Raw genomic sequence first — 21,752 nt, 5'->3', positions numbered from 1 at the left:
ACGGCTACCGGCACATCCCGGCCTCTTTCAAGACCTTGAGCCAAACGTCGGGGCCGAAGCCCAGGACCACCTGGTCGCCCGCCACGAGGATGGGCGTACCGGGGAGATGGGCTGCCTGGGCGAGCATGGCGCTCTCCACCACATGGGGTTCGTGCGCCTTTTGCAGCCGGACGTAGAGCTGCGCGATGGGCCCGTCCGCGAGCAGGTCCGGGAAGGCCTTGGTGAACTGGGCCAGGACGAGCATGCGCGCCTCCATGAGGTCCTTGACCTTGGGCTGCTGCAAGTCGTTGTAGCCGAAATCCACCAGTTTTTGCAGGCGGTCCGTGCCCGCCGCGTCCTCCAGGATCCAGGCGGCCATGTCCGAACCGATGAAGCTGCGGCGCGGGAAAAAGGAGAGGCGCAGTCTGCCGTACAGCTCGGGATACTCGCCCAGGAGCTTGTGGGCCAGGCGGCAGTGCCAGCACAGGGGGTCGGTGACCACGGCCACGTCCAGGGCGCCCGTGCCGTGCAGCTCCACCACCGCGTGGTCGAACAGGGCCCGGAACTCGGCCGAACAGCCGTCGGGCACCTTGGGCTTGTCCGCTTCGGCGGCTGCCGGGGATGTCCCCTCTGCCGGAGCCTGCGCCGGAGCCGCGGGCTTGTCCTTTTCGGACGTCGGTACGTCCGCCCGTTGGCAACCGGCGGACAGGAGCAGGACGGCGAACAGCAGGGGCAGGAGGATCAGGTATTTTCGCATGCGGGCAACATATGCTGTTCGCGCCGGAAAGCCAAGCCCGGCGCGGCCGTGCGGGCGATCCTCCCAAGGTCCGCCGTGTGCTCAGGCCGCCGCGCCGCTCCGGCGCACCGGCTGGATCGCCGCGCGGTTGTCCGCCCGGAAGCGATTCACCCCGTCGCGGCCCATGAACCGGGACAGGACCTTGGGGTCGGACTGGAGCAGATCCACCAGGATGAGGCCGTCCATGCAGTTGCCGAAATCCGGGTCCATGTTGAAGCCGATGATCTTGCCGCCCAGCTTGAGGTACTGCTTGAGCAACACCGGGATGGACCGGCCGTCCTCCACGTCGCGCACGAAGTCGGCCACGTCCTCGGGGTCGTCGAAGACCGCCTCGGGCAGGGAGAAGTCCAGACGCTTGAGCTTGCGGACCTTGGGCGGCCGCTTGGGCAGGGCCATGCGGGCCAGCTCCGGCAGGGAGCAGTGGCGCTCCATGAAGCCGACGATGAGCTCGCGGGCGATGACCGAATACTCGCTGGAGATGGACACGCAGCCGAAGAGCCGGTGGTAGCGCGGGTTGCGGACCACGTACTCGGCCAGCCCCTTCCACAGCAGGAGCAGCGGCTGGTAGCTGCGCTGGTACCGGGGGACCACGAAGGACCGGCCCAGCTCCAGGGCGGGGCCCAGCTCCTCCAGGAAGCCCGGCCGGTAGTTGAACAGGGTCGAGGTGTACAGGCCGGACACCCCCTGCGCGGCCAGAATCTCGTCGGTCCGGGCGAAACGGTACGCCCCGGCCACCTCGCGTTCCCTGTGGTTCCAGAGCACCAGGTGATGGTAGGTGTCGTCGAACCGGTCGATGTCCATGGCCCTCCCCGTGCCCTCGCCCACCTGGCGGAAGGTTTCCTCGCGACGGATGCCGATCTCGCGCAGCAGCCGGGGGATCTGGTGGGCCTGGGCGTGGAACACGGTGAAGTCGCCGCTGGTCAGCAGGATCTGTTCGTCGTCCAGGCTGGCCGCCTCGGAGGCGAGGATGTGCCTGCCGCGCGAATTGGCGATGGGGTCCATGCGCCGCCTGGTCTCGCGGTGCTTGAAATGGAAGCGCGGCTTGTCCTCCCGGCGCAGGAGGTAGGTCCGGAAGCGCAGGTAGTCCACCACGGCCTGGTCGCCGTCCAGCTCGGCCAGCTTGTCGTGGGGAATGACCGTGCCGAGCCGCACGCCGATGACGTCGCGGGCGGCGTGCTTCAGATTCTCGTGGGGCAGGAGCACGGTGCGCAGCCGGGGATGGATGAGCCCCAGCGTCTGGAACAGGCCGGAGTTGCGGCCGCTGAAGAAGACCGGCAGGGCCGCCGCCCCGGTCCTGCGGATGATCCGCCCGATCATGGGACTCCAGTTCGGGTCGCCCACCCGGCGCTTCCTGACCTTGAGGCTGGAGACCTCGCCCGCCGGGAAGACCACCAGCATGCCGCCGTCCCTGAGCCAGCGCATGGACGCCTTGAGCCCCTTGATGTTCTTGCGCGAGGACTCGGCCCCGCCGAAGGGGTCCACCCGGATGATCAGGTCGTCCATCTCCGGGATCATGCCGAGCATGAAGTTGGCCATGATCTTGATGTCCGAGCGCACCTCACGCAGGATGCGCACCAGCAGGAGCCCCTCGAGGACGCCGAAGGGATGGTTGCACACGGCCACCAGCGGCCCGGTGCGCGGCACCCTGGACACGGGCTGGCCGTCCACGGAGAAGCGCACCCCGAGCAGGTCCATGGCCTTGTCCACGAAACAGCCCTCGCACTCGCCCTGTTGCAGGGTCGAGTAGAGCGAGTTCAGCGTGTCGAGTCTGAGGACCTTGGCCAGCGGGCGCCTGACCATGGAAAACAGGGTGTGTCGGACAGGGTCGTTGAAGGGCGAATCCAGATTGAACAGCGGACCGGCGAGGCGATCTTCCATTATCCTTCCTCCTGATATGGTTGCCCGACCATACTCGCGGCCCGCGCCCCGTTCGCGCCGTCCGCATGACGGTTTCGCGCTTTTTGGTGACGCCTCCCCGGCGGCCGTGTGACGCCGGGCGAACGCCCCTCCCCTCCGAAAAAGGACCGGCGGACGCGTGACATATTTCGGGATTCCCGGTATGGGTGCCTGAAAAAGCAACCAGCGTTACAGGAGAAACGCATGTCAGCCAAACAGAACCCGGCCGGATTCACGCCCGAACTCACCCTGGGCGTCCGCGAACTCGACGAACAACACGAAACCCTTTTCCGCATGCTCGACCGCATCGACACGGTCTCCCCGGACATGTACCGCCAGCTGGACGACGACGAGACCGACGCCATGCTCGACATCATGAACGATCTCAAGGACGCCGCCCTCCAGCACTTCGGCTATGAGGAGAACCTCATGGACGAGACGGACTACCCCGGCCTGGACGACCAGCAGGACGCCCACGAGCGGTTCATAGACGACCTCATCCGCCTGGAGGCCGAGCTGATGAACGGCACGTCCGTACCGCCGGTCAAACTCCACGCCTTCCTGGCCGACTGGTTCGCCGACCACGTCCGGGAGCTGGACCGCCCGTTCGCGGAATTTCGCAATAAATCCGCGATCTAGGGCCTGTCCGCCCGCCATCTTTCCGGCTACCCCGCCGTCCCGCGACGGGCCCGACTTTTTTTGCCCGGTCGGGTTGACACCCGCCATGCCGTGTTTATGTAACTGCAAGCCGGATGGCGCATGCCTTCCGGCGCACAAATTCAAAAATCCATTTTGGAGGTATAAGAGGATGAAATTGAAACCGCTGAACGACCGCGTCCTGGTCAAGCGTCTGGAAACGGAAGAGAAAACCGCGGGTGGCATCTACATCCCGGATTCCGCCAAGGAAAAGCCCATGAAGGGCGAAGTCGTGGCCGTCGGTCCCGGCAAGCTGGACGAAGACGGCAAGCGCGTGAAGCCCACCGTCAAGACGGGCGATATCGTCCTGTTCGCCAAGTATGCGGGCTCCGAGATCAGCATCGACGGCGAAGAGCACCTGGTCATGCGTGAGGACGACATCCTCGCCATCGTCGAATAGCTCCATTCCCGGCACGAATCCAACGCAATCACAAATTTACCTAGTTAAGGAGAATACACCATGGCGAAAGATATTCTTTTCGATGCCAAGGCCCGCGAAAAACTGAAAGCGGGTGTGGACAAGCTGGCCAACGCGGTCAAGGTCACCCTCGGACCCAAGGGCCGCAACGTCGTGATGGAGAAGTCCTTCGGCTCCCCGGTCATCACCAAGGACGGCGTGTCCGTGGCCAAGGAGATCGAGCTGGAAGACAAGTTCGAGAACATGGGCGCCCAGATGGTCAAGGAAGTCGCCTCCAAGACTTCCGACGTCGCCGGTGACGGTACCACCACCGCCACGGTCCTGGCCCAGGCCATCTTCACCGAAGGCGTGAAGCTGGTCGCCGCCGGCCGTTCCCCCATGTCCATCAAGCGCGGCATCGACAAGGCCGTCGAAGCCATTGTCGAAGACCTCGAAAAGGTCGCCAAGCCCACCCGCGACCAGAAAGAGATCGCCCAGGTCGGCACCATTTCCGCCAACAACGACGCCACCATCGGCAACATCATCGCCGAGGCCATGAACAAGGTCGGCAAGGAAGGCGTCATCACGGTCGAGGAGGCCAAGGGCCTCGAGACCACCCTGGACGTGGTCGAAGGCATGCAGTTCGACCGCGGCTACCTCTCCCCCTACTTCGTGACCAACACCGAGCGCATGGCCTGCGAGATGGAAGAGCCCCTGATCCTCATCAATGAGAAGAAGGTCTCCAACATGAAGGAGCTGCTGCCCGTGCTCGAGCAGTGCGCCAAGATGTCCAAGCCCCTGGTCATCATCGCCGAGGACATTGAGGGCGAGGCCCTGGCCACCCTCGTGGTCAACAAGCTGCGCGGCACCCTGAACGTGGTCGCCGTCAAGGCCCCCGGCTTTGGTGAGCGCCGCAAGGCCATGCTCAAGGATATCGCCATCCTGACCGGCGGCCAGGTCGTTTCCGAAGACCTCGGCATCAAGATCGAGAACCTGACCGTCAACGACCTGGGCTCCTGCAAGCGCGTGGTCGTGGACAAGGAAAACACCGTCATCGTCGACGGTGCGGGCAAGCCCGCCGAGATCAAGGGCCGCATCCAGCAGATCCGGGCCGAGATCGCCGACTCCACCTCCGACTACGACCGCGAGAAGCTCCAGGAGCGTCTGGCCAAGATCGTGGGCGGCGTGGCCGTCATCAACGTCGGTGCCGCCACCGAGACCGAGATGAAGGAGAAGAAGGCCCGCGTGGAAGACGCCCTGAACGCCACCCGTGCGGCCGTCGAGGAAGGCATCGTGCCCGGCGGCGGCGTGGTCCTGGCCCGTGCCGGCAAGGCCGCCCTCAAGGTCAAGGCCGCCGACGACGACGAGCAGGCGGGCATCAACATCATCGCCCGCGCCGTGGAGGAGCCCCTGCGCCAGATTGCCGCCAACGCCGGTCTGGAAGGCTCCATCGTGGTCGAGAAGATCAAGGAAGGAAAGGGCGGTTTCGGCTACAACGCCGCCACCGACAACTACGAGGACCTGATCAAGGCCGGTGTCATCGACCCGAAGAAGGTTACCCGCACCGCCCTGCAGAACGCCGCTTCCGTGGCCGGTCTGCTGCTGACCACCGAGTGCGCCATCGCCGACAAGCCCGAGAAGAACCCCGCCCCGGCCGGCATGCCCGGCGGCATGGGCGGCATGGGCGGAATGGGCGGCATGGGCGGCATGTACTAAGCCACCCCGCGCCTCAAGCCTGAACGAATCAAACCGGCCCCGGTCCACATGGACCGGGGCCGGTTCTTTTTTTCCGCCGAGTCGTCGGCCGCCCCGTGAAAACCGTTGTTCTTTCACAGACGATTGTATATTCAGAGGAGAATCACCAACTTTCATCCACCCAAGGCAAAGGAGAAACGATGTCCATTCCGAGTAATGTGAAGAGGCTGGTCGCCGTGTGCCTGCTGGTGGCCGTCCCGGCCCTGTACGGCTGTCCGGCCCTGCTGGTCGTCTACCTGATCTCGGCCACCGACGGCGACAACGTGACCGTCACCGCCGAGATCCCGCGCAACGCGGATGAAATCTACAATACCGCCATCAAGCTCACCGAGGAGGACGGCGGCCGGACGTACACCGTGATCGAGGCCGACCCGGAACGGAAATTCCTGCGCGTGGAGGCCCTGGACCAGACCTGGTGGTTCGAGATGACCCTGGTGCAGCTCAACGGCAGAAGCGCCCAGCTGATCATGATCGGCGTCAGCCCCGGCGACGAGGAAGAACAACGCAACCGGGGCCTCGTCGCCGTGGAGCGCATCTGCACAGACCTCGGCGTCCGCTACAAGGTCGTGGAAAACAACCAGCCCCAGGGCTAGCACCCCTTACCCGCAAACGAAACCGGCCCCGGTCCATGTGGACCGGGGCCGTTTTTTGTCGCCTCACGCGGCCGGAAAGGAACGGCGTCCGCTAGCGGATCACCTTGTTCGCCAGCAGCTTCTGGATGCCGATCACATCGCTGCCGCCCTTGAGGGTACGCTGAATGGGCTCGTGGCGGCCGGAGACCCAGAGCTTGAGTTCGGCGTCGAGGTCGAAATGCCCGGCGGTCTCCACCGAGAACGAATTCACGGCGCGGTAGGGGATGGACAGGTAGTCCACCTTCTTGCCGGTCACGCCCTGCTTGTCGATGAGCAGGAGGCGGCCGGAGGTGAAGACGTACATGTCTCGCACGACCTTGAAGGCGCGCTCCACCCGCTCGTTGTCGCCCAGGATCGGGGCCAGTTCGTCCTGCACGTCGGAAAGCGAAACCTCGGTCGCGTTGCCCATCAAGCCGTCAAGAAATCCCATGGTACTGCCTTTTGTTCAGGGTGATCGAATACCAAAACCTCAACTCGCCGATCCCAATACCACATCCCCCGCCCCACCCACAACCGCACCCGCCCGACAAAACCTCCACCACCCCGCGCCCGCACCCCGCGAAGCAGCGACATAAAGTTTAGGGAAAGGAGAGGATGGGGGTCCGGGGGAAGGGGAGGAAAACCCCTTTTCTCAAAGGGGTTTTCCTCCCCTTCCCCCGGCCGCCGGAGGCATGCCTTTTCTCAATGCACCTCGCGGAATTCGCGGGCGACGTCGAGGAACTTCTGAAGGATGGCGGACTGGTTCTTCTTTTTCCAGAGCGCGGTGATCTCCCATTGGGGCAGGTCGCCGGTCAGGGGGCGGAAGGTCACGCCCGAGCGGTAGCTGGCCGCGCTGGAGGCGGGCACCAGGGCGCAGCCCAGGCCGGTGGCCACCAGCGCCACGGTGGACTGCTCGGTGTTCACCTCCTGGACGATGTTGGGCATGAACCCCGCCTTGTGGAAGGAGCCGATGAGCGAGCGGTACAGGGCGGGCTGGGCGATGCGCTGGTTGAAGATCAGCGGCTCGCCCTCGAGGTCGGTGAGGTCCAGGACGTCGCGCTCGGTGAAACGGTGCCCCTCGGGCAGGGCCAGGACGTAGGGCTCGCGCAGGAAGAGCATCGAGTTGAGCCCCGAGGTGTCGTGGCCGAACAGGCGGACAAAGGCGATGTCCAGCCGGTCGCCGCGCAGCAGCGGCAGTTGCTCGGTCGTGGACTGGGCGGAAAAATCCAGCCGGATGCGCGGGTTGCGTTCGCGGAAGGCGCGGATGGCCCGGGGCAGCTTGGACAGGGACGCCGGGCCGATGAACCCCACGCGCAACTGCCCTTCCAACCCCTTGGCCATGTCCTGGATGCAGAGCACCGCCTCGTTGAGCCGGTCGCGCACGTCCTTGCACCGCCGGAGAAACTCCTGGCCCTCCGGGGTCAGGGCCACCTTGCGGCTGGTCCGCTCAAGCAGCATCACCCCGAGTTCGTCCTCGAGACGCTTGATCTGCTGCGACAACGGCGGCTGGGCGATGTGGCACCGCTCGGCGGCCCGCCCGAAATGCAGCTCCTCGGCCACGGCAATGAAATAGGTCAGCTGTCTCAGTTCCATGATTCAGAGCTAATACATATTAATCTTCGTGTAAATATGTATTGGACATATTAATGCACCATTTCTACCGTGTCCCCAAGCAAAAAGGAGGCACGACATGCAGGGTTGTTTTCGTATCAGAACGGTTTTCCTGAGTATTTTTGTTGCAGCCGCGATCCTGGCCGGGACGGGCGGCGCGGCCTGGCCCGAAGACGAGGCGAAAGTGGTCGGCGGATCGCGAGCCGACGGCGGGTCGCGGGTAATCGGCTCGGGGCTGCCGGGCACGGCCGGGCTGGTCCTGGACGGCCGGGGCTATGCCTACACCATGGACCGCGAGGCCGGGACCATTTTGTGCGTGCCGCCGGACGGCCGCCCCATGGTCTACGCTCACGTGGACGGCCCCACGGCCCTGGCCGTGGACCGGTTGCGCACCCTCTTCGTGGGCACGGCGGGCGGCGACATCTTCGCGGTCACGCCCGACGGCGCAATGGACCGGGTGTTCCGTTGCGGCTGCCGGGTGTCCGGGTTGAGCCTGGACCGGGACGGCAACCTGCTCGTGGCCACGGACAAGGGCGCGCTCCTGCGCCTGGTCCGCGAGGACCTGCGCTTTTCCGACTAGTCCTCCACAAACCGGGCGGGACCGGGGCGCGCCGCGCACGCTCCGGCCCCGCCCGCCTCGCCGCCGAACGTCCCCTGCCGGGACGGACCGTTACAAAAGAAAAAGGGGAATGGGGCCGATCCGGCCTAGAAATTGAGGTCGTGGCTCTTTTTGGCCGCGCCCCCGGACTTGGTTCCGGAGAATATCTTGGGCTCGGCCTGCTTCATGAGCCTGGCGGCCTCGGTGTTCAGCGGGTTGCGGTCGTAGGCGGCCTTGGCGTTGTTGAAGACCTCGCCCCACTCCCGTTTCTGGAGGTGTAGCTTGGCCAGGCGCAGGTACAGATTCTCGCTGGGCCCGAGCCAGCGCATGGCGTCCTTGATGGCGGCCATGGCCTTGTCGTTCTCGTGCAGGCCCTCGTAGCAGAGAATGAGCGCGTTGTGGGCGCGCATGTCGCTGTTCTGGATTTCCAGGGCCCTGTTCAGGTAGGGCACGGCCTCGGCAAAGAGGCCGAACAGGGCCATGCGGTTGCCGATGTCCGAGTGTATGCCCTCGATGTCCTGGAAGTATTCGGCGATCTTGCTGTAGAGCTTGCGGGCCTCCAGGGGCTGCCCGGCCTGAATCAGTCTGGCCGCCTTGATGAGGTTGTCGTCGAGCACGCCGAGACGCTTGCGCAGCTTGGCCACGCGGGCCTTTTCCATGGCCTCGCCAAGCTTCTTGTGCAGCCGCATGAGGGTCTGGAAGAACGCCTTTTCCCGGCCCTTCCGGTAGGTCAGGCCGTCCGGGAAGAGCTTGCGGATCATCTTCATCTTGTTCAGATCGCGCAGGGCCTCTTCGAGGTGGGCCTGAATCTCGAACTTCTCCGCCCCGAAGACCTGGCTGGTGACCATGCCCCGGATGGCGTTGGCCAGACACTTGAGGGTCCGCAGGTAATCGTTTTTCTTGGCATAGGCGCGGGCGCGCGCGATGTCCTCGCGGATTTCCTTGGCGGTCATGGGGCTTGCTGACATGGCGTCCTTCGTGTCGAACAATACGGTAAACGACAGCCGCAAACTAATACAGGCACGGAAAATTGGCAAGCTCGGACGCGATTATCCCGCATTTCCGAGCCACTAGACCATACGCCCGCGCACCTTCGGTTGACGCGCACAGGCCAAAACGTATAGCGTTACCGCTCATTGCGATCCCTTCTCACTCCGGGAGACGAGCTTGAACATCTACCTCGCGATCATCATCGGTTCCCTGCTGGCGGTCTGGTTCCTGAACCTGCTGTCCGACCGGCTGTCCGCCCTGGCCATGCGCCCCGCCCCGCCCGAAGAGCTGTCCGACGTCTTCGACGCCGAGACCTACGCCAAGTCCCGGGCCTACACCCTGGCCTCCATGCGCTTCTCCATGGTATCCGAGACCTTCAACACCCTGATCCTGGTCACGGCCGTGGCGGCCGGATGGTTCAACGTCCTGGACCAGCTGGTCCGCGCCGCCGGGTTCGGCCCGCTGCTCACCGGGCTGGCCTACATCGGCGGACTGGCCCTGGTCAGCTCCATCCTGGGCCTGCCCTTTGAAATCTACCACACCTTCGGCCTGGAGAAACGGTTCGGCTTCAACACCACCACCCCGGCCACCTTTGTCCTGGACCGGGTCAAGGGGCTGGTCCTGGCCGCGATCATCGGCGGCGCGCTGGTGGCGGGCATCCTGGTCTTCCTGGACAAGACCGGGCCCTACGCCTGGCTTTTGTGCTGGGGGTTCGCGGTCCTGCTCTCCCTGGGGCTGACCTACGTGGCTCCCACCTGGATACTGCCGCTGTTCAACAAGTTCACGCCCCTTGAGGACGACGAACTGCGCGACAAGCTGGAAGCCTTCGCGGACAAGGCCGGGTTCGAACTGACCGGCATCTTCGTCATGGACGGCTCCAAGCGGTCCACCAAGGGCAACGCCTTTTTCACCGGGTTCGGCAAGCGGCGACGCATCGCCCTGTTCGACACCCTCATCAAGGAGATGGACGCGGACGAGATCGTGGCCGTGCTGGCCCACGAGGTCGGCCACGCCAAACTCGGGCACATCAAGAAGCGGCTGGTCACGGGCGTCCTCAAGGCCGGGGCGATCTTCTACCTCATGTCCCTGTTCCTGGACTCCGAAGGGTTGTTCGCGGCCTTTGGCATGCAGGACATGTCCCTCTACGCGGGGCTGGTCTTCTTCGTCCTGCTCTACACCCCGCTCTCCCTGATCCTGTCCGTGGCGGCCAACGCCATGTCCCGCAAGCACGAGTTCGAGGCCGACGCCTTCGCCGCCCGCACCACGGGCCGCCCCGAAACCATGATCTCCGCCCTGAAAAAACTGTCGGTCTCCAACCTGTCCAACCCGACCCCGCACCCGCTCACCGTCTGGCTCGAATACAGCCACCCCCCGGTCCTGGCAAGAATCCGCGCCCTGTCGTAGGCGGGCCTCCGGCGGCCCTCCGGGGGCCCCTTCGGGGAGACCAGGGAACCTTTTGAAAAAGGTTCCCTGGACCCTCCAAAACTTTTTGTCGCCGCTTCGCGGGGTGCGAGGGCGTTCATTTTGGCATGCACAGACCGCGAAACAGTCGATTTCGCGAGTCCGCACCTCGCCGAAGGCGCGATAAAAAGTTTAGGAAGGAAGAGGGGATGGGGGTCCGGGGGAGCGGCAGCTCTTGGCGAGTCCGCGAGCCTTAGAGATGGCGACAGCAGCGATAGGGGAGAAGGGAACCCTTTTCTCAAAGGGTTCCCTTCTCCCCTTCCCCCGGCCGCCGGAGGCCCTACCCCGCCGCTCTCGCGGCGACGATGGCAGCTTCTTCGCCTTTGCCCTGGGCTTCGAGGGCTTCGACCAGGGTATCCCAGTAGCCGTCCACGCCGGGGGCCAGGGCCGAGGACTGGCGGGCCAGGACCTCGGCGATCTGCGGGTCTTCGCCCTGGTCGAGATAGAGTTTGGCGAGCATGTGCATGGCCTGGTGGTCGTTGTGGTCGGCGTTGAGCGCCAGGTGCAGGTATTCGCGGGTGGCCTCGATGTCGCCCTGTTTGTAGGCCACGCGGGCCAGTGGGCGGAAGACCAGCCGTTCGCCGCCGGGTTGTTCGGCGGCCTTTTTGTAGAGGTTAGCGGCCTTCTTGAGGTGGTTGGCCTTTTCCTCGATGGAGCCCAGGCGCATGAGCGAATAGACGTGGCCGGGCTCGGCCTTGAGGCACTGGCGGTAGGCCTTTTCGGCGGACTTGAGGTCGCCCAGGCGGTGGTTGGCCCAGCCCAGGTTGTACAGGGCCAGGACGTCCTTCTTGTCGAGTTCGACCACGTGCTGGAACTCGTGGCGGGCCTCCTGGAAGCGGCCCAGCTGGGCGTAGCAGATGCCGAGCGAGTTGCGGGCCAGGAGGTTGTTCTCGTCGTCGAGCAGAGCCAGCTTGAACTCCTCGATGGCCCCGTAGATGTCGCCGTCCATGAAGCGGCGGTCGGCCGAAAGGTTGAGGGAAATGGAGTCGAACACGGCCACGCGCGGCTCGGGCAGAAGCAGGGCGTGTTCCAGGGCCTTGCGGCAGTTGTCGAGCATGTCGGCCCGGTCGAAATTGAGGAACGGGTAGCGGGCCGACCCCACGGACAGCTTGAGGCCGAGGTTTTCGGCGGCCATGGCGACCAGCTCCAGGGAGCGGTCCATGAGGGTCTGCCGGTCCGCGCCCTTGGTGAAAAAGATCATGCCGTTGAGGCCGAATCGGCCGCCGGTGGCCGCGTCGCCGAACACGCCGCGCGCCAGGCGGGCCACGTCGCGAGCCATGTGGTCCATGCCGTCCTGGTAGCGGTCGCTCTCCTCCGGCTGGTCCAGGATACGAATCAGGGACAGGCCGAAGGACTCGGGCTTGAGCCGGGCCTTGGCGAACCAGGAGACGAATTCGCCGTATCGCAAAAGCTGGGTCGCGCCGTCATGGCTCGGCATGGAGTCGTCCTTTATTTCCTGTTCGGGCGAGAACAGGCTTTCGTCACCCTCGATGAGGTTGAGGCGGTCGCCGGGCTCCACGGCCCAGGCAGCGTCGCCCAGGTGCAGGGCCTCGGCGAAGGCGATGTCGTCCTGGACCTCGACCAGGACCACCTCGCCCTTGTACAGGGCCGGGTAGCGGCCGGACAGCCGCTCGTCCTCGGTCAGGGAGGCGGAGGCGATGCCGCCGGACTTGGGCGAGCGGACCAGGAAACGCTGGCCCACCTTGGCCCCGGAGGCCTCGCCCAGGGACACGACCATGCGGTTCATGGGCAGGGTCTCGAGGACCCGGCCGCCCTTGGACAGGATGTCGGCGTAGCCGAAGACCCGGTTGCGGCCCTGGTCCTTGGCCACGGCCACGCCCTTGCGCGCCTTGCGCACGATCATGCGCGCCTGCTCGGACGGGGTGCGCCGGAACTGCGCGCCCTCCAGCCCCTGGGGATAGCAGACGTAGCCCAGGCTGCCGGTGATCGTGATGGTGTCGTTGGTGATGTCGTCGGTGAAGGACAGCTTGCTCAGGCCCGAGCGGATGACCTCGGACAGCTGGAAACAGGCGTGCGGCTTGGCGTCGGGCACCAGGATGGCGAACTTGTCGTTGGCGAAGCGCGCCACGGTGGTGTACTTGGGGCAGACCATGTGGAGCAGCCGCCCCACTTCGCTCAGGATGTCGTCGCCCTTGAGGTAGCCGTACCGCTCGTTGATGGGCTGGAAGGTGTCCAGGTCGAGGAAGATGACCCCGAAGGTCCCGGAGAAGGTGATCTCGGGCTCGCGGGCCTCCATGCCCGCCCGGCAGGACCCCGTGGCCAGGCAGTCCTGGACCTGCTCGATGGCCTGCTCCAGCTCCTCGAAGAAGAAGTTGCGCGAGTACAGGCCGGTCAGGGGATCGGTGACCGCCTTCTTGTACAGGGCCAGCTTTTCGAGCACGGAGGTGGCCAGGGCCATGAGGTACTTCGGAGCCGTGGCCGGGGCCTTGAGGCGCACGCCCTTGGCGATGAAGAAGCACAGCATCTCGCCCTTGAAGACCATGGGCAGGATCAGCTCGTTGTCCTCGGCCCGGAACTCCGGCTCGGGGACGACGGCCGCCTTCTCCCTGGGGAAGAACAGGCTGTAGGAGGTGAAGGGCACGAACTCCGCCATGCAGTCCTTGATGGTGTGTTCGAAGTCGATCAGCTCCTGGGGAGTGAGCGACACGGTCCGGTCCGCGAAGATGTCCTTGTTTGTCCTCATAATGGCCGACGGTACAACGGGGACCGTTTTTTCTCAAACAAAACTTTGGCCGAAGGGGCGTCGCGGAAGCTATTTTTTCCACCGAATCCGGCCCCTTCCGGGCGGGACGCCGACGACTATATCAATACATCCAGATATAAACATTTTGTTTGACTCCCCCCGGTAAATCTGTCAGGTGTTCACCAAGCTCCGAGGCGAACCATGAACATCATCACCGATCCGACAGAATTGCAGCGCCAGTGCCTGACCTGGCGCAGGCAGGGGCACACCATCGGCCTTGTGCCGACCATGGGCTATCTGCACCACGGCCACACCTCGCTCATCGACCGGGCCCGGCCCGAGTGCGAGCGGCTGGTGGTCTCGGTCTTCGTCAACCCGACCCAGTTCGGCGAGAACGAGGACCTGTCCACCTACCCGCGCGACTTCGACAGCGACCGCGCCAAGGCCGAGGCGCACGGCGTGGATCTGCTCTTCGCGCCCGAACCCGGCGTCATGTACGCGGACAACCACGCCACCTGGGTGGAGGTCCCCCGACTGGGCGCGAACCTGTGCGGTGCCACCCGGCCCATCCACTTCCGGGGCGTGTGCACGGTGGTCACCAAATTGTTCATGCTGACCCAGGCCGAGGTGGCCGTGTTCGGCGAAAAGGACTGGCAGCAACTCGCCGTCCTGCGCCGCATGGTCCGCGACCTGAACATGCCGGTCAAACTCATCGGCCACCCCATCGTCCGCGAGGCGGACGGCCTGGCCCTGAGCTCCCGCAACGCCTACATGACCGAGGCCGAGCGGGCCGCGGCCCCGAACATCCGCAAGGGGCTGCTCAAGCTGGCCGAAAAGGCCCGCAACGGTGAGCGCGACTGCGAGGTCCTGAAGCGGTTTCTGGCCGACGAGTTCGCCGTGACCCTGCCCATGGGCCAGGTGGACTACATCGAGATCGTGGACCCTGACGAGATTTCGCCGGTCAAGACCGTTGCCCGCTCCGCCCTGGCCGCGGTGGCCGTGCGCATGGGCAAGGCCCGGCTCATAGACAATATATTGATAGAGGGTTAATACTCGTGGCTCAGAGATGTTTTTTGAGCGCCAAGATCCACGGCGCGACCATCACCTGTGCGAACCTGGAATACCGGGGCAGCATCTCCATCGACACCAAGCTGATGAAGACGGTGGGACTGCTGCCCTACGAGCAGGTGGACGTGTACAATTTGGACAACGGGGAGCGGCTGACCACCTACGCCATCCCCGGCGCACCGGGCGAGATCTGCCTGAACGGCGCGGCCGCCCACAAGGGCGGGGTCGGGCAGCGAGTGATCATCGCCGCATACATGTGGCTGGACGAAAACGAGGCCAAGACCCGCAAGCCCCGGGTGGTCATCGCCGGCAAGAACAATACCGTCGACGAAATCCTTGAGTGCGAACTCATCAACCCGGATTTCTAGACGTCAGCAAGCAGCACAACCCCCAAGGAGGGTCCGATGCAGATTGAAGGCAAATACCTGTTCACTTCCGAATCCGTGACCGAAGGCCACCCGGACAAGGTCGCCGACCAGATTTCCGACGCCATCCTGGACGCCATCATCGGCCAGGATCCGAACGCCCGCGTGGCCTGCGAGACGCTGGTGACCACCGGCCTGGCCTTCATCGCCGGCGAGATCTCCACCACCGCCTTCGCGGATTTCCCGGAGATCGTCCGCGCCACCATCAAGGACATCGGCTACAACAGTTCCGACACCATGGGCTTCGACTGGCAGACCTGTGCGGTCATCTCGTCCATCGACAAGCAGTCCCCGGACATCGCCCAGGGCGTTGACCGGGTCAAGCCCGAGGACCAGGGCGCTGGCGACCAGGGCATGATGTTCGGCTACGCCACCAACGAGACCCCGACGCTCATGCCCACCCCCATCTACTACGCCCACAAGCTCTCCCGCCGCCTGACCTACGTGCGCAAGGAGGGCATCCTCGACTTCCTGCGCCCGGACGGCAAGACCCAGGTCTGCGTCCAGTTCGACAGCGGCAAGCCCGTGCGCATCGACAACGTGGTCGTCTCCTCCCAGCATGACGCCAACATCGCCTACTCCGACCTGAAGGAGGCCATCCTCCAGGAAGTCATCATGAAGACCCTCCCGGAGGAGCTGCTCGACGACCACCTCAAGACCTACATCAACCCCACGGGCCGGTTCGTCATCGGCGGCCCGGTGGGCGACTGCGGCCTGACCGGCCGCAAGATCATCAACGACACCTACGGCGGCGCGGGCGCCCACGGCGGCGGCGCCTTCTCCGGCAAGGACCCGTCCAAGGTGGACCGCTCCGGGGCGTACATGGCCCGCTACGTGGCCAAGAACGTGGTCGCCTCCGGTCTGGCCGACATCTGCGAGGTCCAGATCGCCTACGCCATCGGCGTGGCCCAGCCCGTGTCCGTGGTCGTCAGCTCGCGCGGCACCGGCCAGGTCAACGACGAGACCCTGACCAAGGCCGTGACCGAGGTCTTCGACATGCGCCCCTACTTCATCCAGGAGCGCCTCAAGCTGCGTCGGCCCATCTTCCAGAAGACCACCAACTACGGCCACTTCGGCCGCGAGCTGCCCGAGTTCACCTGGGAGCAGACCGACGCCGTGAACGATCTGCGCACCGCCTGCAAGATCTAGTTCCGCGCCCCGTTCCGAAAACAAACCGCCCGGTCCGGCATATGCCGAACCGGGCGGTTCCCTTTTGAGCGTGCGGCCAACCCTATCGGGGGCCTCCCTCTTCGGCCCGGATCATGTCCACGCACAGAATGCGATGACGGCCGCTGCTCTTATGGTAAAAGACGTGGGAAATGGTGATGCACAGGTTGCCCGAGGCGAGCGAAATGTACGGCCGGGTGGTGAACTTCTCGAGCCCGGCCTGGATGGGCAGGAAATATTCCTTGAGGGAGTGGTCCGCGCCCACGCTGGCGGGTTCGTACAGGAACCGCTTGCAGGTCTTGAGGCGCGTCGGGTCGCAGACCGTGTCGGTGATCTGGTTGCCGCGCATGTCCAGGACGTAGAGGCACTCCACGCCGTCGTAGGTATCGACGAAATTGGAAAGGACCTGGCCCATGTCCTTGGCCAGGGTCTCGGCCAGCTCCTGGCACATGGTCAACACGGTCAGGTCGTAGCTGGAATAGAGCCGCTTGTCGTCGGCGATCTGCTGGGTGCGGTTGGCCCGGTGGCGTTCGGCCAGGGCGTCCACCTTGCCCGCCATGCCGGGCACGGCGTCGAGTCCGGGCGCGGGCCGGGCGAAATAGAACCCCTGGAACACGTCCACCCCGTTGCTGAGCAGGCACATGGCCTCCTCGGCGGTCTCCACGCCCTCGGCCAGGACCAGGCAGCCCAGCCGGTTGGACATCTGGACGAAGCTGCGGACCACCTCGAGCTTGTGGAAGTGGCGGTCCACGCCGTTGATGAGCGTGCGGTCCAGCTTGATGACGTCGGGCTTGAGCAGGGGGATGCGGTCGAGGTTGGAGAAGCCCGCGCCCACGTCGTCCAGGGCGATGAGGAAGTCGTTCTCGCGATAGAACTGGACGAAGGCCATGAGGGCGTCCATGTCCTCGCACCGGGATTCTATGATCTCGATGATCACGTTGCTCGGGCTGATGCCGCAGCGGGTGACCAGGTTGAGGACGTGGCAGGAGCCGCGCGTTTCCTCGTTGATGCAAGAGGCGTCGATGTTCATGGAGAGCATCAGGCTCTTGTCTTTTCTGTGCAGGGCGGCGAAGGATTCCGCTGCATTTGTTCGGCAGGCCCGGTCCAGTGCGAGCCGGGATGCCCTGTCCCGGGCCTGCTCGAACAGCAGGGTTGGAGGTATGATTTCTCCGCTTTGGGGGTCGAACCCCCTGCTCAGCGCCTCCAGTCCGACGACCGCTTTCCGCTTGAGCGATACCTGGGGCTGGAAGTGCGTGATCAACGAACGGTTTTCAATGATCTTCTGTATGTCGGGCACTGCGGTCAACACTGAAATACCTTGCCAGTCGGCCGTTACGTTTATCCACCCAGTGCCCGAATCCGTCGCATGGGGCCGGGGCGGCGATCCCGCCGCCCCGGCGCTCCTATGCAGTCGCAATCCATCCTAGAGGATGCCGTCCTCACCGGTCCTGATGCGCAGGGCCTTGGTCAGTTCGGTGACGAAGATCACGCCGTCGCCTTCGCTTCCGGTCTGGCCGGAGGACAGGATGGCGTCGATGGCCTTCTGTTCGAAGTCGTCGTTGACGCCGATCTCGAGGCGGACCTTCTTGAGCAGGTTCACTTCCATCTGCACGCCGCGGTAGGTTTCGGTGAATCCCTTCTGGCGGCCCGAGCCCAGGATGTTGGTCACGGACAGGGAGTAGATCTCCTTGGCGTAAAGTGCCTGCTTCACGTCGTTCAGCTTTTCGGGCCTGATGTATGCTATGATGAGCTTCATTGTATATTCTCCTTAAGAATGATCTCTGGTTACTTCGACGCGTCGACTACTCGTTGCTGAAGAGCTGGAAGCCGTTGTAGGCCTCGGAGCCGTGCTCGCCGATGTCCAGACCCTTGAGCTCCTCTTCCTTGGAGGCGCGGAGGCCGACGACACCCTTGAGGACGTTCATCAGGATGAAGCCGCAGCCGAAGGCCCAGATGAAGATGGCGCCGACGCCGAGCAGCTGCACACCCAGGAGGTGGACGCCGCCGCCGTAGAACAGGCCGCCGTCAACGTTGAACAGACCGGCGGCGATGGTGCCCCAGGCGCCGCAAACGCCGTGGACCGAGGAGGCGCCGACCGGATCGTCGATCTTGAGGACCTTGTCGATGAACTCGATGGACAGGACCACCAGGACACCGGCGATCAGGCCGATGACGATGGACGCGCCGGGGGTGACGGTGGCGCAGGGGGCGGTGATGCCGACCAGGCCGGCCAGGGCGCCGTTCATGGACATGGAGATGTCGGGCTTGCCGAAGCGGAACCAGGCGAAGACCATGGCGGCGAGCGTACCGCCGCAGGCGGCCAGGGTGGTGTTCATGGCGATCAGGCCGATGGCGTCATTGGCCTCGACGGTGGAGCCGGGGTTGAATCCGAACCAGCCGAACCACAGGAGGAAGACGCCCAGACCGGCCAGCGGGATGTTGTGGCCCGGAATGGCGCGCGCCTTGCCGTCCTCGGAGTACTTGCCGATGCGCGGGCCGAGCACCAGGGCGCCGGCCAGGGCGATCCAGCCGCCCACGGAGTGGACCACGGAGGAACCGGCGAAGTCGCAGAAGCCGAGGTTGGCCAGCCAGCCGCCGCCCCAGACCCAGTGGCCGGAGATGGGGTAGATCACGCCGGAGATGACCATGGAAATGATGACGTAGGTGCCGAACTTGGTGCGCTCGGCCATGCCGCCGGAGACGATGGTGGCGGCGGTGGCGGCGAACACGGACTGGAAGAACCAGAAGGTGTAGGTCCAGGGCAGGTCGGCCTCGGTGATGCCGGCCAGGGCGTAGCCGGAGGTGCCGATGAAGCCGCCGGCGTCGGCGCCGAACATGATGGCGTAGCCGAACAGGAAGAAGATGATGGAACCGGCGGCGTAGTCCAGGAAGTTCTTCATCATGATGTTGCCGGCGTTTTTGGCGCGGGTGAAGCCGCACTCGACGCAGGCGAAGCCGGCCTGCATGAGCATGACCAGGGCGGCGGCGATCAACGTCCACAGAATGTTGGCGTTGGACTGGGTGAGGACCTCCACTTCCTGGGCGTGGGCGAAGGTGGGGGCCAGGACTGCTGCCAAAGCGGCCACGCCTATGGCGAGCCTCTTGGAAACATGGGTCGGGGACTTTCTCGAAAACATTGCAATACTCCTCTTTGAATGGAATGCGTTTCTAACCTGCCCTCCCTCTATCAAGAGTCGTGCCAATCACGGTTTTCATTGCTATTCACGTAAAATCGCCGCTCGCAGGCGGTTTCAGATGGTCACATTTTTTCATTTTTGTGATAAAGTACATTTTTGCAGGGTGAAAATTACCCCAAAATTGTCAATATGTAAAAAATTGTCAAAACACCCTAAAAATGACCGCCGGTCGCAAATTAATCATGCGATTCACGCTATCTCCTTGAAATCGTGAAAAAAGTTTTTGTTGACACCACGGCCGCAACCGTGTAGCTCTATTGGCCATGAACTCCACCACCGTTTCCAACGCATACTTTTCCAACTTTTATTTTTGGTATTGGTTTAGCCATGCCCGCGGGCTTGGAAGAGGTGCTGTGTAACCTGTTGGTGGATCACACAAGCGAAAAAGAACTTCTTCAAGGGCCGCGGGCGAAAGCCGGCGGCCCTTGTTTTTTTCATCGGCCGCCGGACCCGCCGCTCCTTGAGGGCAACAACCGCAAAAGGAGAGAGAACCATGCACATCGGTAAAGCCATCCGGCTGGAGCGCATCTTCAACCGCAACACCGGCCGGACCATCATCGTCCCCATGGACCACGGCGTGACCGTGGGCCCCATCGACGGGCTTGTCGACATGCGCGAGGCCGTGGGCCGGGTCGTGGACGGCGGGGCCAACGCCGTCATCGAACACAAGGGGCTGGTCCGCTGCGGCCACCGCGCCCAGGGCAAGGACATCGGGCTCATCGTCCACCTGTCCGCCTCCACCTCCCTGTCCCCCTTCCCCAACGCCAAATCCCTGGTCGCCTCGGTGGAGGACGCCATCCGCCTGGGCGCGGACGCCGTGTCCATCCACTGCAACCTCGGCGACGAGACCGAGGCCGCCATGCTCGGCGATTTCGGCCGGATGTCCTCCGAGGCCGCCAACTGGGGCATCCCGCTCCTGGCCATGGTCTACGCCCGCGGCCCCAAGGTGAAGAACGAATACGATCCCGCCGTCGTGGCCCACTGCGCCCGGGTCGGCACCGAGCTCGGCGCGGACGTGGTCAAGGTCAACTACACCGGCGACAAGGAGACCTTCGCCCGCGTGTGCGACGCCTGCTGCATCCCCGTGGTCATCGCGGGCGGCCCCAAGCTTGACAGCACCGAGGCATTCCTTCAGATGGTCCATGACTCCCTGGAGGCGGGCGGCGCGGGATTGTCCGTGGGCCGCAACGTCTTCCAGCACGAGAATCCCACCCGCCTGGTGGAGGCCCTGAACATGATCGTCCACGGCGACGAATCCGTCGAGGCCGCCCTCAAACACCTCAACGCCTAGCGAAGCCGTCATGAAAAAAGTCATCTTCAAATCCGTACCCTTCGACAAGAACCTGATCACCCTGGCCCTGGAATCCGGCGTGGACGCCGTCATGGTCGAAAAGGACCGGGCCGCGGACGTCAGGGCCCTGGGCCGCGTGACCGTCATCACCCCCGAGGACATGCCCGTGGTCGAGCTGACCAAGAAGGCCGACGAGGACGTGGCCGTCAAGGCGATCCAGGCGGGCAAGGACGTGGTCCTTAAGAAAGGCTGGGAGATCATCCCGGTGGAGAACATCCTGGCCCAGGTGGACCGCCTGGCCCTGGAATGCGAATCCCTGGACCGCGCGGTCCTGGCCGCGGGCATCCTCGAACGCGGCTGCGACACCATCGTGGTCCTGCCCGAAGGGGCCGCCGACCTGAAGCGGATCGTCGCCGAACTCAAACTCTCCCAGGGAACCATGGAACTTCAGACCGCCACCGTCACGGCCATCGAACCCACCGGACTGGGCCACCGCGTCTGCGTGGACACCATCTCCATGCTCAAACGCGGCCAGGGCATGCTCGTCGGCAACTCCAGCGCCTTTTCCTTCCTGGTCCACGCCGAGACCGAGTCCAACCCCTACGTGGCCGCCCGCCCCTTCCGGGTCAACGCGGGCGCGGTCCACGCCTACACCCAGATGCCGGGCGACAAGACCACCTATCTCGAAGAGCTGGCCGCTGGCACGGACGTGCTCATCGTCGGCGCGGACGGGTCCACCTCCCTGGCCACCGTGGGCCGGGTCAAGGTCGAGGTCCGGCCCATGCTGCTCCTCACCGCCGAGGTCAAGACCGATTCCGGCGTCAAGACCGGCCAGGTCTTCCTGCAGAACGCCGAAACCATCCGCGTGGTCTCGGACAAGGGCGACCCCGTGTCCGTGGTCACCCTCAAGGTCGGCGACAAGATCCTGGTGCGCACCGACCAGGCCGGACGCCACTTCGGCATGCGCATCAAGGAGGAGATCAAGGAGGGCTAGCCCCCCATCTCCTTCCCCCGCCTCGACGTTCCCGCCGCTTCCGCGCGGCGGGGGTTGAGAAAATGCGGGCAATGAAGCAAGACAGTAGGAATACGAGTGAACGGCGCCCCGGCAGC

The 21,752-nt window shown here is 64.5% G+C and carries 20 protein-coding genes; 11 read left to right on the top strand and 9 right to left on the bottom strand.

Going from position 1 to position 21,752, the window contains the following annotated elements; translation table 11 throughout:
• Positions 1-4: 4 nt before the first annotated feature.
• Positions 5-736: a DsbA family protein gene (locus tag DND132_RS16220; RefSeq protein ID WP_014323848.1), complete on the bottom strand. Its 732-nt coding sequence runs from the start codon at positions 734-736 to the stop codon at positions 5-7.
• An 81-nt stretch (positions 737-817) separates the two neighbouring features.
• Positions 818-2,653, bottom strand: a complete 1,836-nt coding sequence (locus DND132_RS16215) for a lysophospholipid acyltransferase family protein (protein ID WP_014323847.1) — start codon at positions 2,651-2,653, stop codon at positions 818-820.
• 222 nt (positions 2,654-2,875) lie between these two features.
• Between DND132_RS16215 and DND132_RS16210 the strand changes: the two genes are divergently transcribed.
• The 4 genes from DND132_RS16210 to DND132_RS16195 all read left to right on the top strand — a co-directional run bounded on the left by DND132_RS16210 (position 2,876) and on the right by DND132_RS16195 (position 6,112).
• Entirely contained in the window at positions 2,876-3,310 is a 435-nt protein-coding gene (locus DND132_RS16210) for a bacteriohemerythrin (protein ID WP_014323846.1), read from the top strand.
• Between the two features lie 169 nt (positions 3,311-3,479).
• Positions 3,480-3,767 carry a co-chaperone GroES gene (gene groES, locus DND132_RS16205; protein WP_014323845.1) on the top strand — a complete coding sequence of 96 codons (288 nt, stop codon included), beginning with the start codon at positions 3,480-3,482 and terminating at the stop codon, positions 3,765-3,767.
• 60 nt (positions 3,768-3,827) lie between these two features.
• Positions 3,828-5,480 carry a chaperonin GroEL gene (groL, locus tag DND132_RS16200; protein ID WP_014323844.1) on the top strand — a complete coding sequence of 551 codons (1,653 nt, stop codon included), beginning with the start codon at positions 3,828-3,830 and terminating at the stop codon, positions 5,478-5,480.
• Between the two features lie 179 nt (positions 5,481-5,659).
• Positions 5,660-6,112, top strand: coding sequence for a hypothetical protein (locus tag DND132_RS16195; protein WP_014323843.1), 453 nt, complete (start codon positions 5,660-5,662; stop codon positions 6,110-6,112).
• A gap of 91 nt (positions 6,113-6,203) precedes the next feature.
• On the opposite strand, the gene DND132_RS16190 is transcribed toward DND132_RS16195, so the two are convergent.
• Entirely contained in the window at positions 6,204-6,581 is a 378-nt protein-coding gene (locus DND132_RS16190; protein ID WP_014323842.1) for a PH domain-containing protein, read from the bottom strand.
• A gap of 251 nt (positions 6,582-6,832) precedes the next feature.
• The gene (locus tag DND132_RS16185) at positions 6,833-7,723 is read right to left on the bottom strand and encodes a LysR family transcriptional regulator (RefSeq protein ID WP_014323841.1); all 891 of its coding nucleotides are present in this window, start codon (positions 7,721-7,723) and stop codon (positions 6,833-6,835) included.
• Between the two features lie 97 nt (positions 7,724-7,820).
• On the opposite strand from DND132_RS16185, the gene DND132_RS18395 reads away from it, so the two are divergent.
• Positions 7,821-8,321 (top strand): SMP-30/gluconolactonase/LRE family protein, encoded by a 501-nt coding sequence (locus DND132_RS18395; protein ID WP_014323840.1) that lies wholly within the window; start codon positions 7,821-7,823, stop codon positions 8,319-8,321.
• Positions 8,322-8,446: 125 nt separating this feature from the next.
• On the opposite strand, the gene DND132_RS16175 is transcribed toward DND132_RS18395, so the two are convergent.
• On the bottom strand, positions 8,447-9,292 hold the full coding sequence (locus tag DND132_RS16175) for a tetratricopeptide repeat protein (protein WP_238528185.1): 846 nt from the start codon (positions 9,290-9,292) through the stop codon (positions 8,447-8,449).
• Between the two features lie 214 nt (positions 9,293-9,506).
• Here DND132_RS16175 and DND132_RS16170 point away from each other — a divergent pair, with 214 nt between their 5' ends.
• A complete protein-coding gene (locus DND132_RS16170; RefSeq protein WP_014323838.1) occupies positions 9,507-10,733 on the top strand; it encodes a M48 family metallopeptidase in 1,227 nt (408 codons plus the stop codon).
• A 337-nt stretch (positions 10,734-11,070) separates the two neighbouring features.
• Here the strand turns inward: DND132_RS16170 and DND132_RS16165 are convergent, their stop codons facing one another.
• A complete protein-coding gene (locus tag DND132_RS16165; RefSeq protein ID WP_014323837.1) occupies positions 11,071-13,494 on the bottom strand; it encodes a tetratricopeptide repeat-containing diguanylate cyclase in 2,424 nt (807 codons plus the stop codon).
• Between the two features lie 201 nt (positions 13,495-13,695).
• On the opposite strand from DND132_RS16165, the gene panC reads away from it, so the two are divergent.
• The 3 genes from panC to metK are packed head-to-tail and all read left to right on the top strand — an operon-like array spanning position 13,696 to position 16,136.
• Positions 13,696-14,544: a pantoate--beta-alanine ligase gene (gene panC / locus DND132_RS16160; RefSeq protein ID WP_014323836.1), complete on the top strand. Its 849-nt coding sequence runs from the start codon at positions 13,696-13,698 to the stop codon at positions 14,542-14,544.
• A gap of 5 nt (positions 14,545-14,549) precedes the next feature.
• Complete coding sequence (gene panD / locus DND132_RS16155; protein WP_014323835.1) at positions 14,550-14,930, top strand: aspartate 1-decarboxylase; 381 nt, start codon at positions 14,550-14,552, stop codon at positions 14,928-14,930.
• 36 nt (positions 14,931-14,966) lie between these two features.
• Positions 14,967-16,136: a methionine adenosyltransferase gene (gene metK / locus DND132_RS16150; protein WP_014323834.1), complete on the top strand. Its 1,170-nt coding sequence runs from the start codon at positions 14,967-14,969 to the stop codon at positions 16,134-16,136.
• 82 nt (positions 16,137-16,218) lie between these two features.
• Here metK and DND132_RS16145 read toward each other — a convergent pair whose 3' ends face one another.
• The 3 genes from DND132_RS16145 to DND132_RS16135 all read right to left on the bottom strand — a co-directional run bounded on the left by DND132_RS16145 (position 16,219) and on the right by DND132_RS16135 (position 19,291).
• Positions 16,219-17,451: an EAL domain-containing protein gene (locus DND132_RS16145; protein ID WP_238528183.1), complete on the bottom strand. Its 1,233-nt coding sequence runs from the start codon at positions 17,449-17,451 to the stop codon at positions 16,219-16,221.
• Between the two features lie 126 nt (positions 17,452-17,577).
• The gene (locus tag DND132_RS16140) at positions 17,578-17,910 is read right to left on the bottom strand and encodes a P-II family nitrogen regulator (protein ID WP_014323832.1); all 333 of its coding nucleotides are present in this window, start codon (positions 17,908-17,910) and stop codon (positions 17,578-17,580) included.
• A gap of 46 nt (positions 17,911-17,956) precedes the next feature.
• Positions 17,957-19,291, bottom strand: coding sequence for an ammonium transporter (locus DND132_RS16135; protein WP_014323831.1), 1,335 nt, complete (start codon positions 19,289-19,291; stop codon positions 17,957-17,959).
• Between the two features lie 553 nt (positions 19,292-19,844).
• Here DND132_RS16135 and DND132_RS16130 point away from each other — a divergent pair.
• Both DND132_RS16130 and DND132_RS16125 read left to right on the top strand, forming a co-directional pair.
• Positions 19,845-20,642: a 2-amino-3,7-dideoxy-D-threo-hept-6-ulosonate synthase gene (locus tag DND132_RS16130; RefSeq protein WP_014323830.1), complete on the top strand. Its 798-nt coding sequence runs from the start codon at positions 19,845-19,847 to the stop codon at positions 20,640-20,642.
• Positions 20,643-20,652: 10 nt separating this feature from the next.
• Positions 20,653-21,636 (top strand): 3-dehydroquinate synthase II family protein, encoded by a 984-nt coding sequence (locus DND132_RS16125; protein WP_014323829.1) that lies wholly within the window; start codon positions 20,653-20,655, stop codon positions 21,634-21,636.
• The last annotated feature ends 116 nt before the right edge of the window (positions 21,637-21,752 follow it).

Source organism: Pseudodesulfovibrio mercurii, from assembly GCF_000189295.2.
GTDB classification, from domain to species: Bacteria; Desulfobacterota; Desulfovibrionia; order Desulfovibrionales; family Desulfovibrionaceae; genus Pseudodesulfovibrio; species Pseudodesulfovibrio mercurii.
Note: the sequence above shows the minus strand (reverse complement) of the source record. Positions and strands in the feature narration are given on the sequence as shown.

Bases quoted from the DNA above. Each gene is read 5' to 3' on its own strand.
- DND132_RS16220 (WP_014323848.1), bottom strand. From the start codon at position 736: ATGCGAAAATACCTGATCCTCCTGCCCCTGCTGTTCGCCGTCCTGCTC.
- DND132_RS16215 (WP_014323847.1), bottom strand. From the start codon at position 2,653: ATGGAAGATCGCCTCGCCGGTCCGCTGTTCAATCTGGATTCGCCCTTC.
- DND132_RS16210 (WP_014323846.1), top strand. From the start codon at position 2,876: ATGTCAGCCAAACAGAACCCGGCCGGATTCACGCCCGAACTCACCCTG.
- groES (WP_014323845.1), top strand. From the start codon at position 3,480: ATGAAATTGAAACCGCTGAACGACCGCGTCCTGGTCAAGCGTCTGGAA.
- groL (WP_014323844.1), top strand. From the start codon at position 3,828: ATGGCGAAAGATATTCTTTTCGATGCCAAGGCCCGCGAAAAACTGAAA.
- DND132_RS16195 (WP_014323843.1), top strand. From the start codon at position 5,660: ATGTCCATTCCGAGTAATGTGAAGAGGCTGGTCGCCGTGTGCCTGCTG.
- DND132_RS16190 (WP_014323842.1), bottom strand. From the start codon at position 6,581: ATGGGATTTCTTGACGGCTTGATGGGCAACGCGACCGAGGTTTCGCTT.
- DND132_RS16185 (WP_014323841.1), bottom strand. From the start codon at position 7,723: ATGGAACTGAGACAGCTGACCTATTTCATTGCCGTGGCCGAGGAGCTG.
- DND132_RS18395 (WP_014323840.1), top strand. From the start codon at position 7,821: ATGCAGGGTTGTTTTCGTATCAGAACGGTTTTCCTGAGTATTTTTGTT.
- DND132_RS16175 (WP_238528185.1), bottom strand. From the start codon at position 9,292: ATGACCGCCAAGGAAATCCGCGAGGACATCGCGCGCGCCCGCGCCTAT.
- DND132_RS16165 (WP_014323837.1), bottom strand. From the start codon at position 13,494: ATGAGGACAAACAAGGACATCTTCGCGGACCGGACCGTGTCGCTCACT.
- panC (WP_014323836.1), top strand. From the start codon at position 13,696: ATGAACATCATCACCGATCCGACAGAATTGCAGCGCCAGTGCCTGACC.
- metK (WP_014323834.1), top strand. From the start codon at position 14,967: ATGCAGATTGAAGGCAAATACCTGTTCACTTCCGAATCCGTGACCGAA.
- DND132_RS16140 (WP_014323832.1), bottom strand. From the start codon at position 17,910: ATGAAGCTCATCATAGCATACATCAGGCCCGAAAAGCTGAACGACGTG.
- DND132_RS16135 (WP_014323831.1), bottom strand. From the start codon at position 19,291: ATGTTTTCGAGAAAGTCCCCGACCCATGTTTCCAAGAGGCTCGCCATA.
- DND132_RS16130 (WP_014323830.1), top strand. From the start codon at position 19,845: ATGCACATCGGTAAAGCCATCCGGCTGGAGCGCATCTTCAACCGCAAC.
- DND132_RS16125 (WP_014323829.1), top strand. From the start codon at position 20,653: ATGAAAAAAGTCATCTTCAAATCCGTACCCTTCGACAAGAACCTGATC.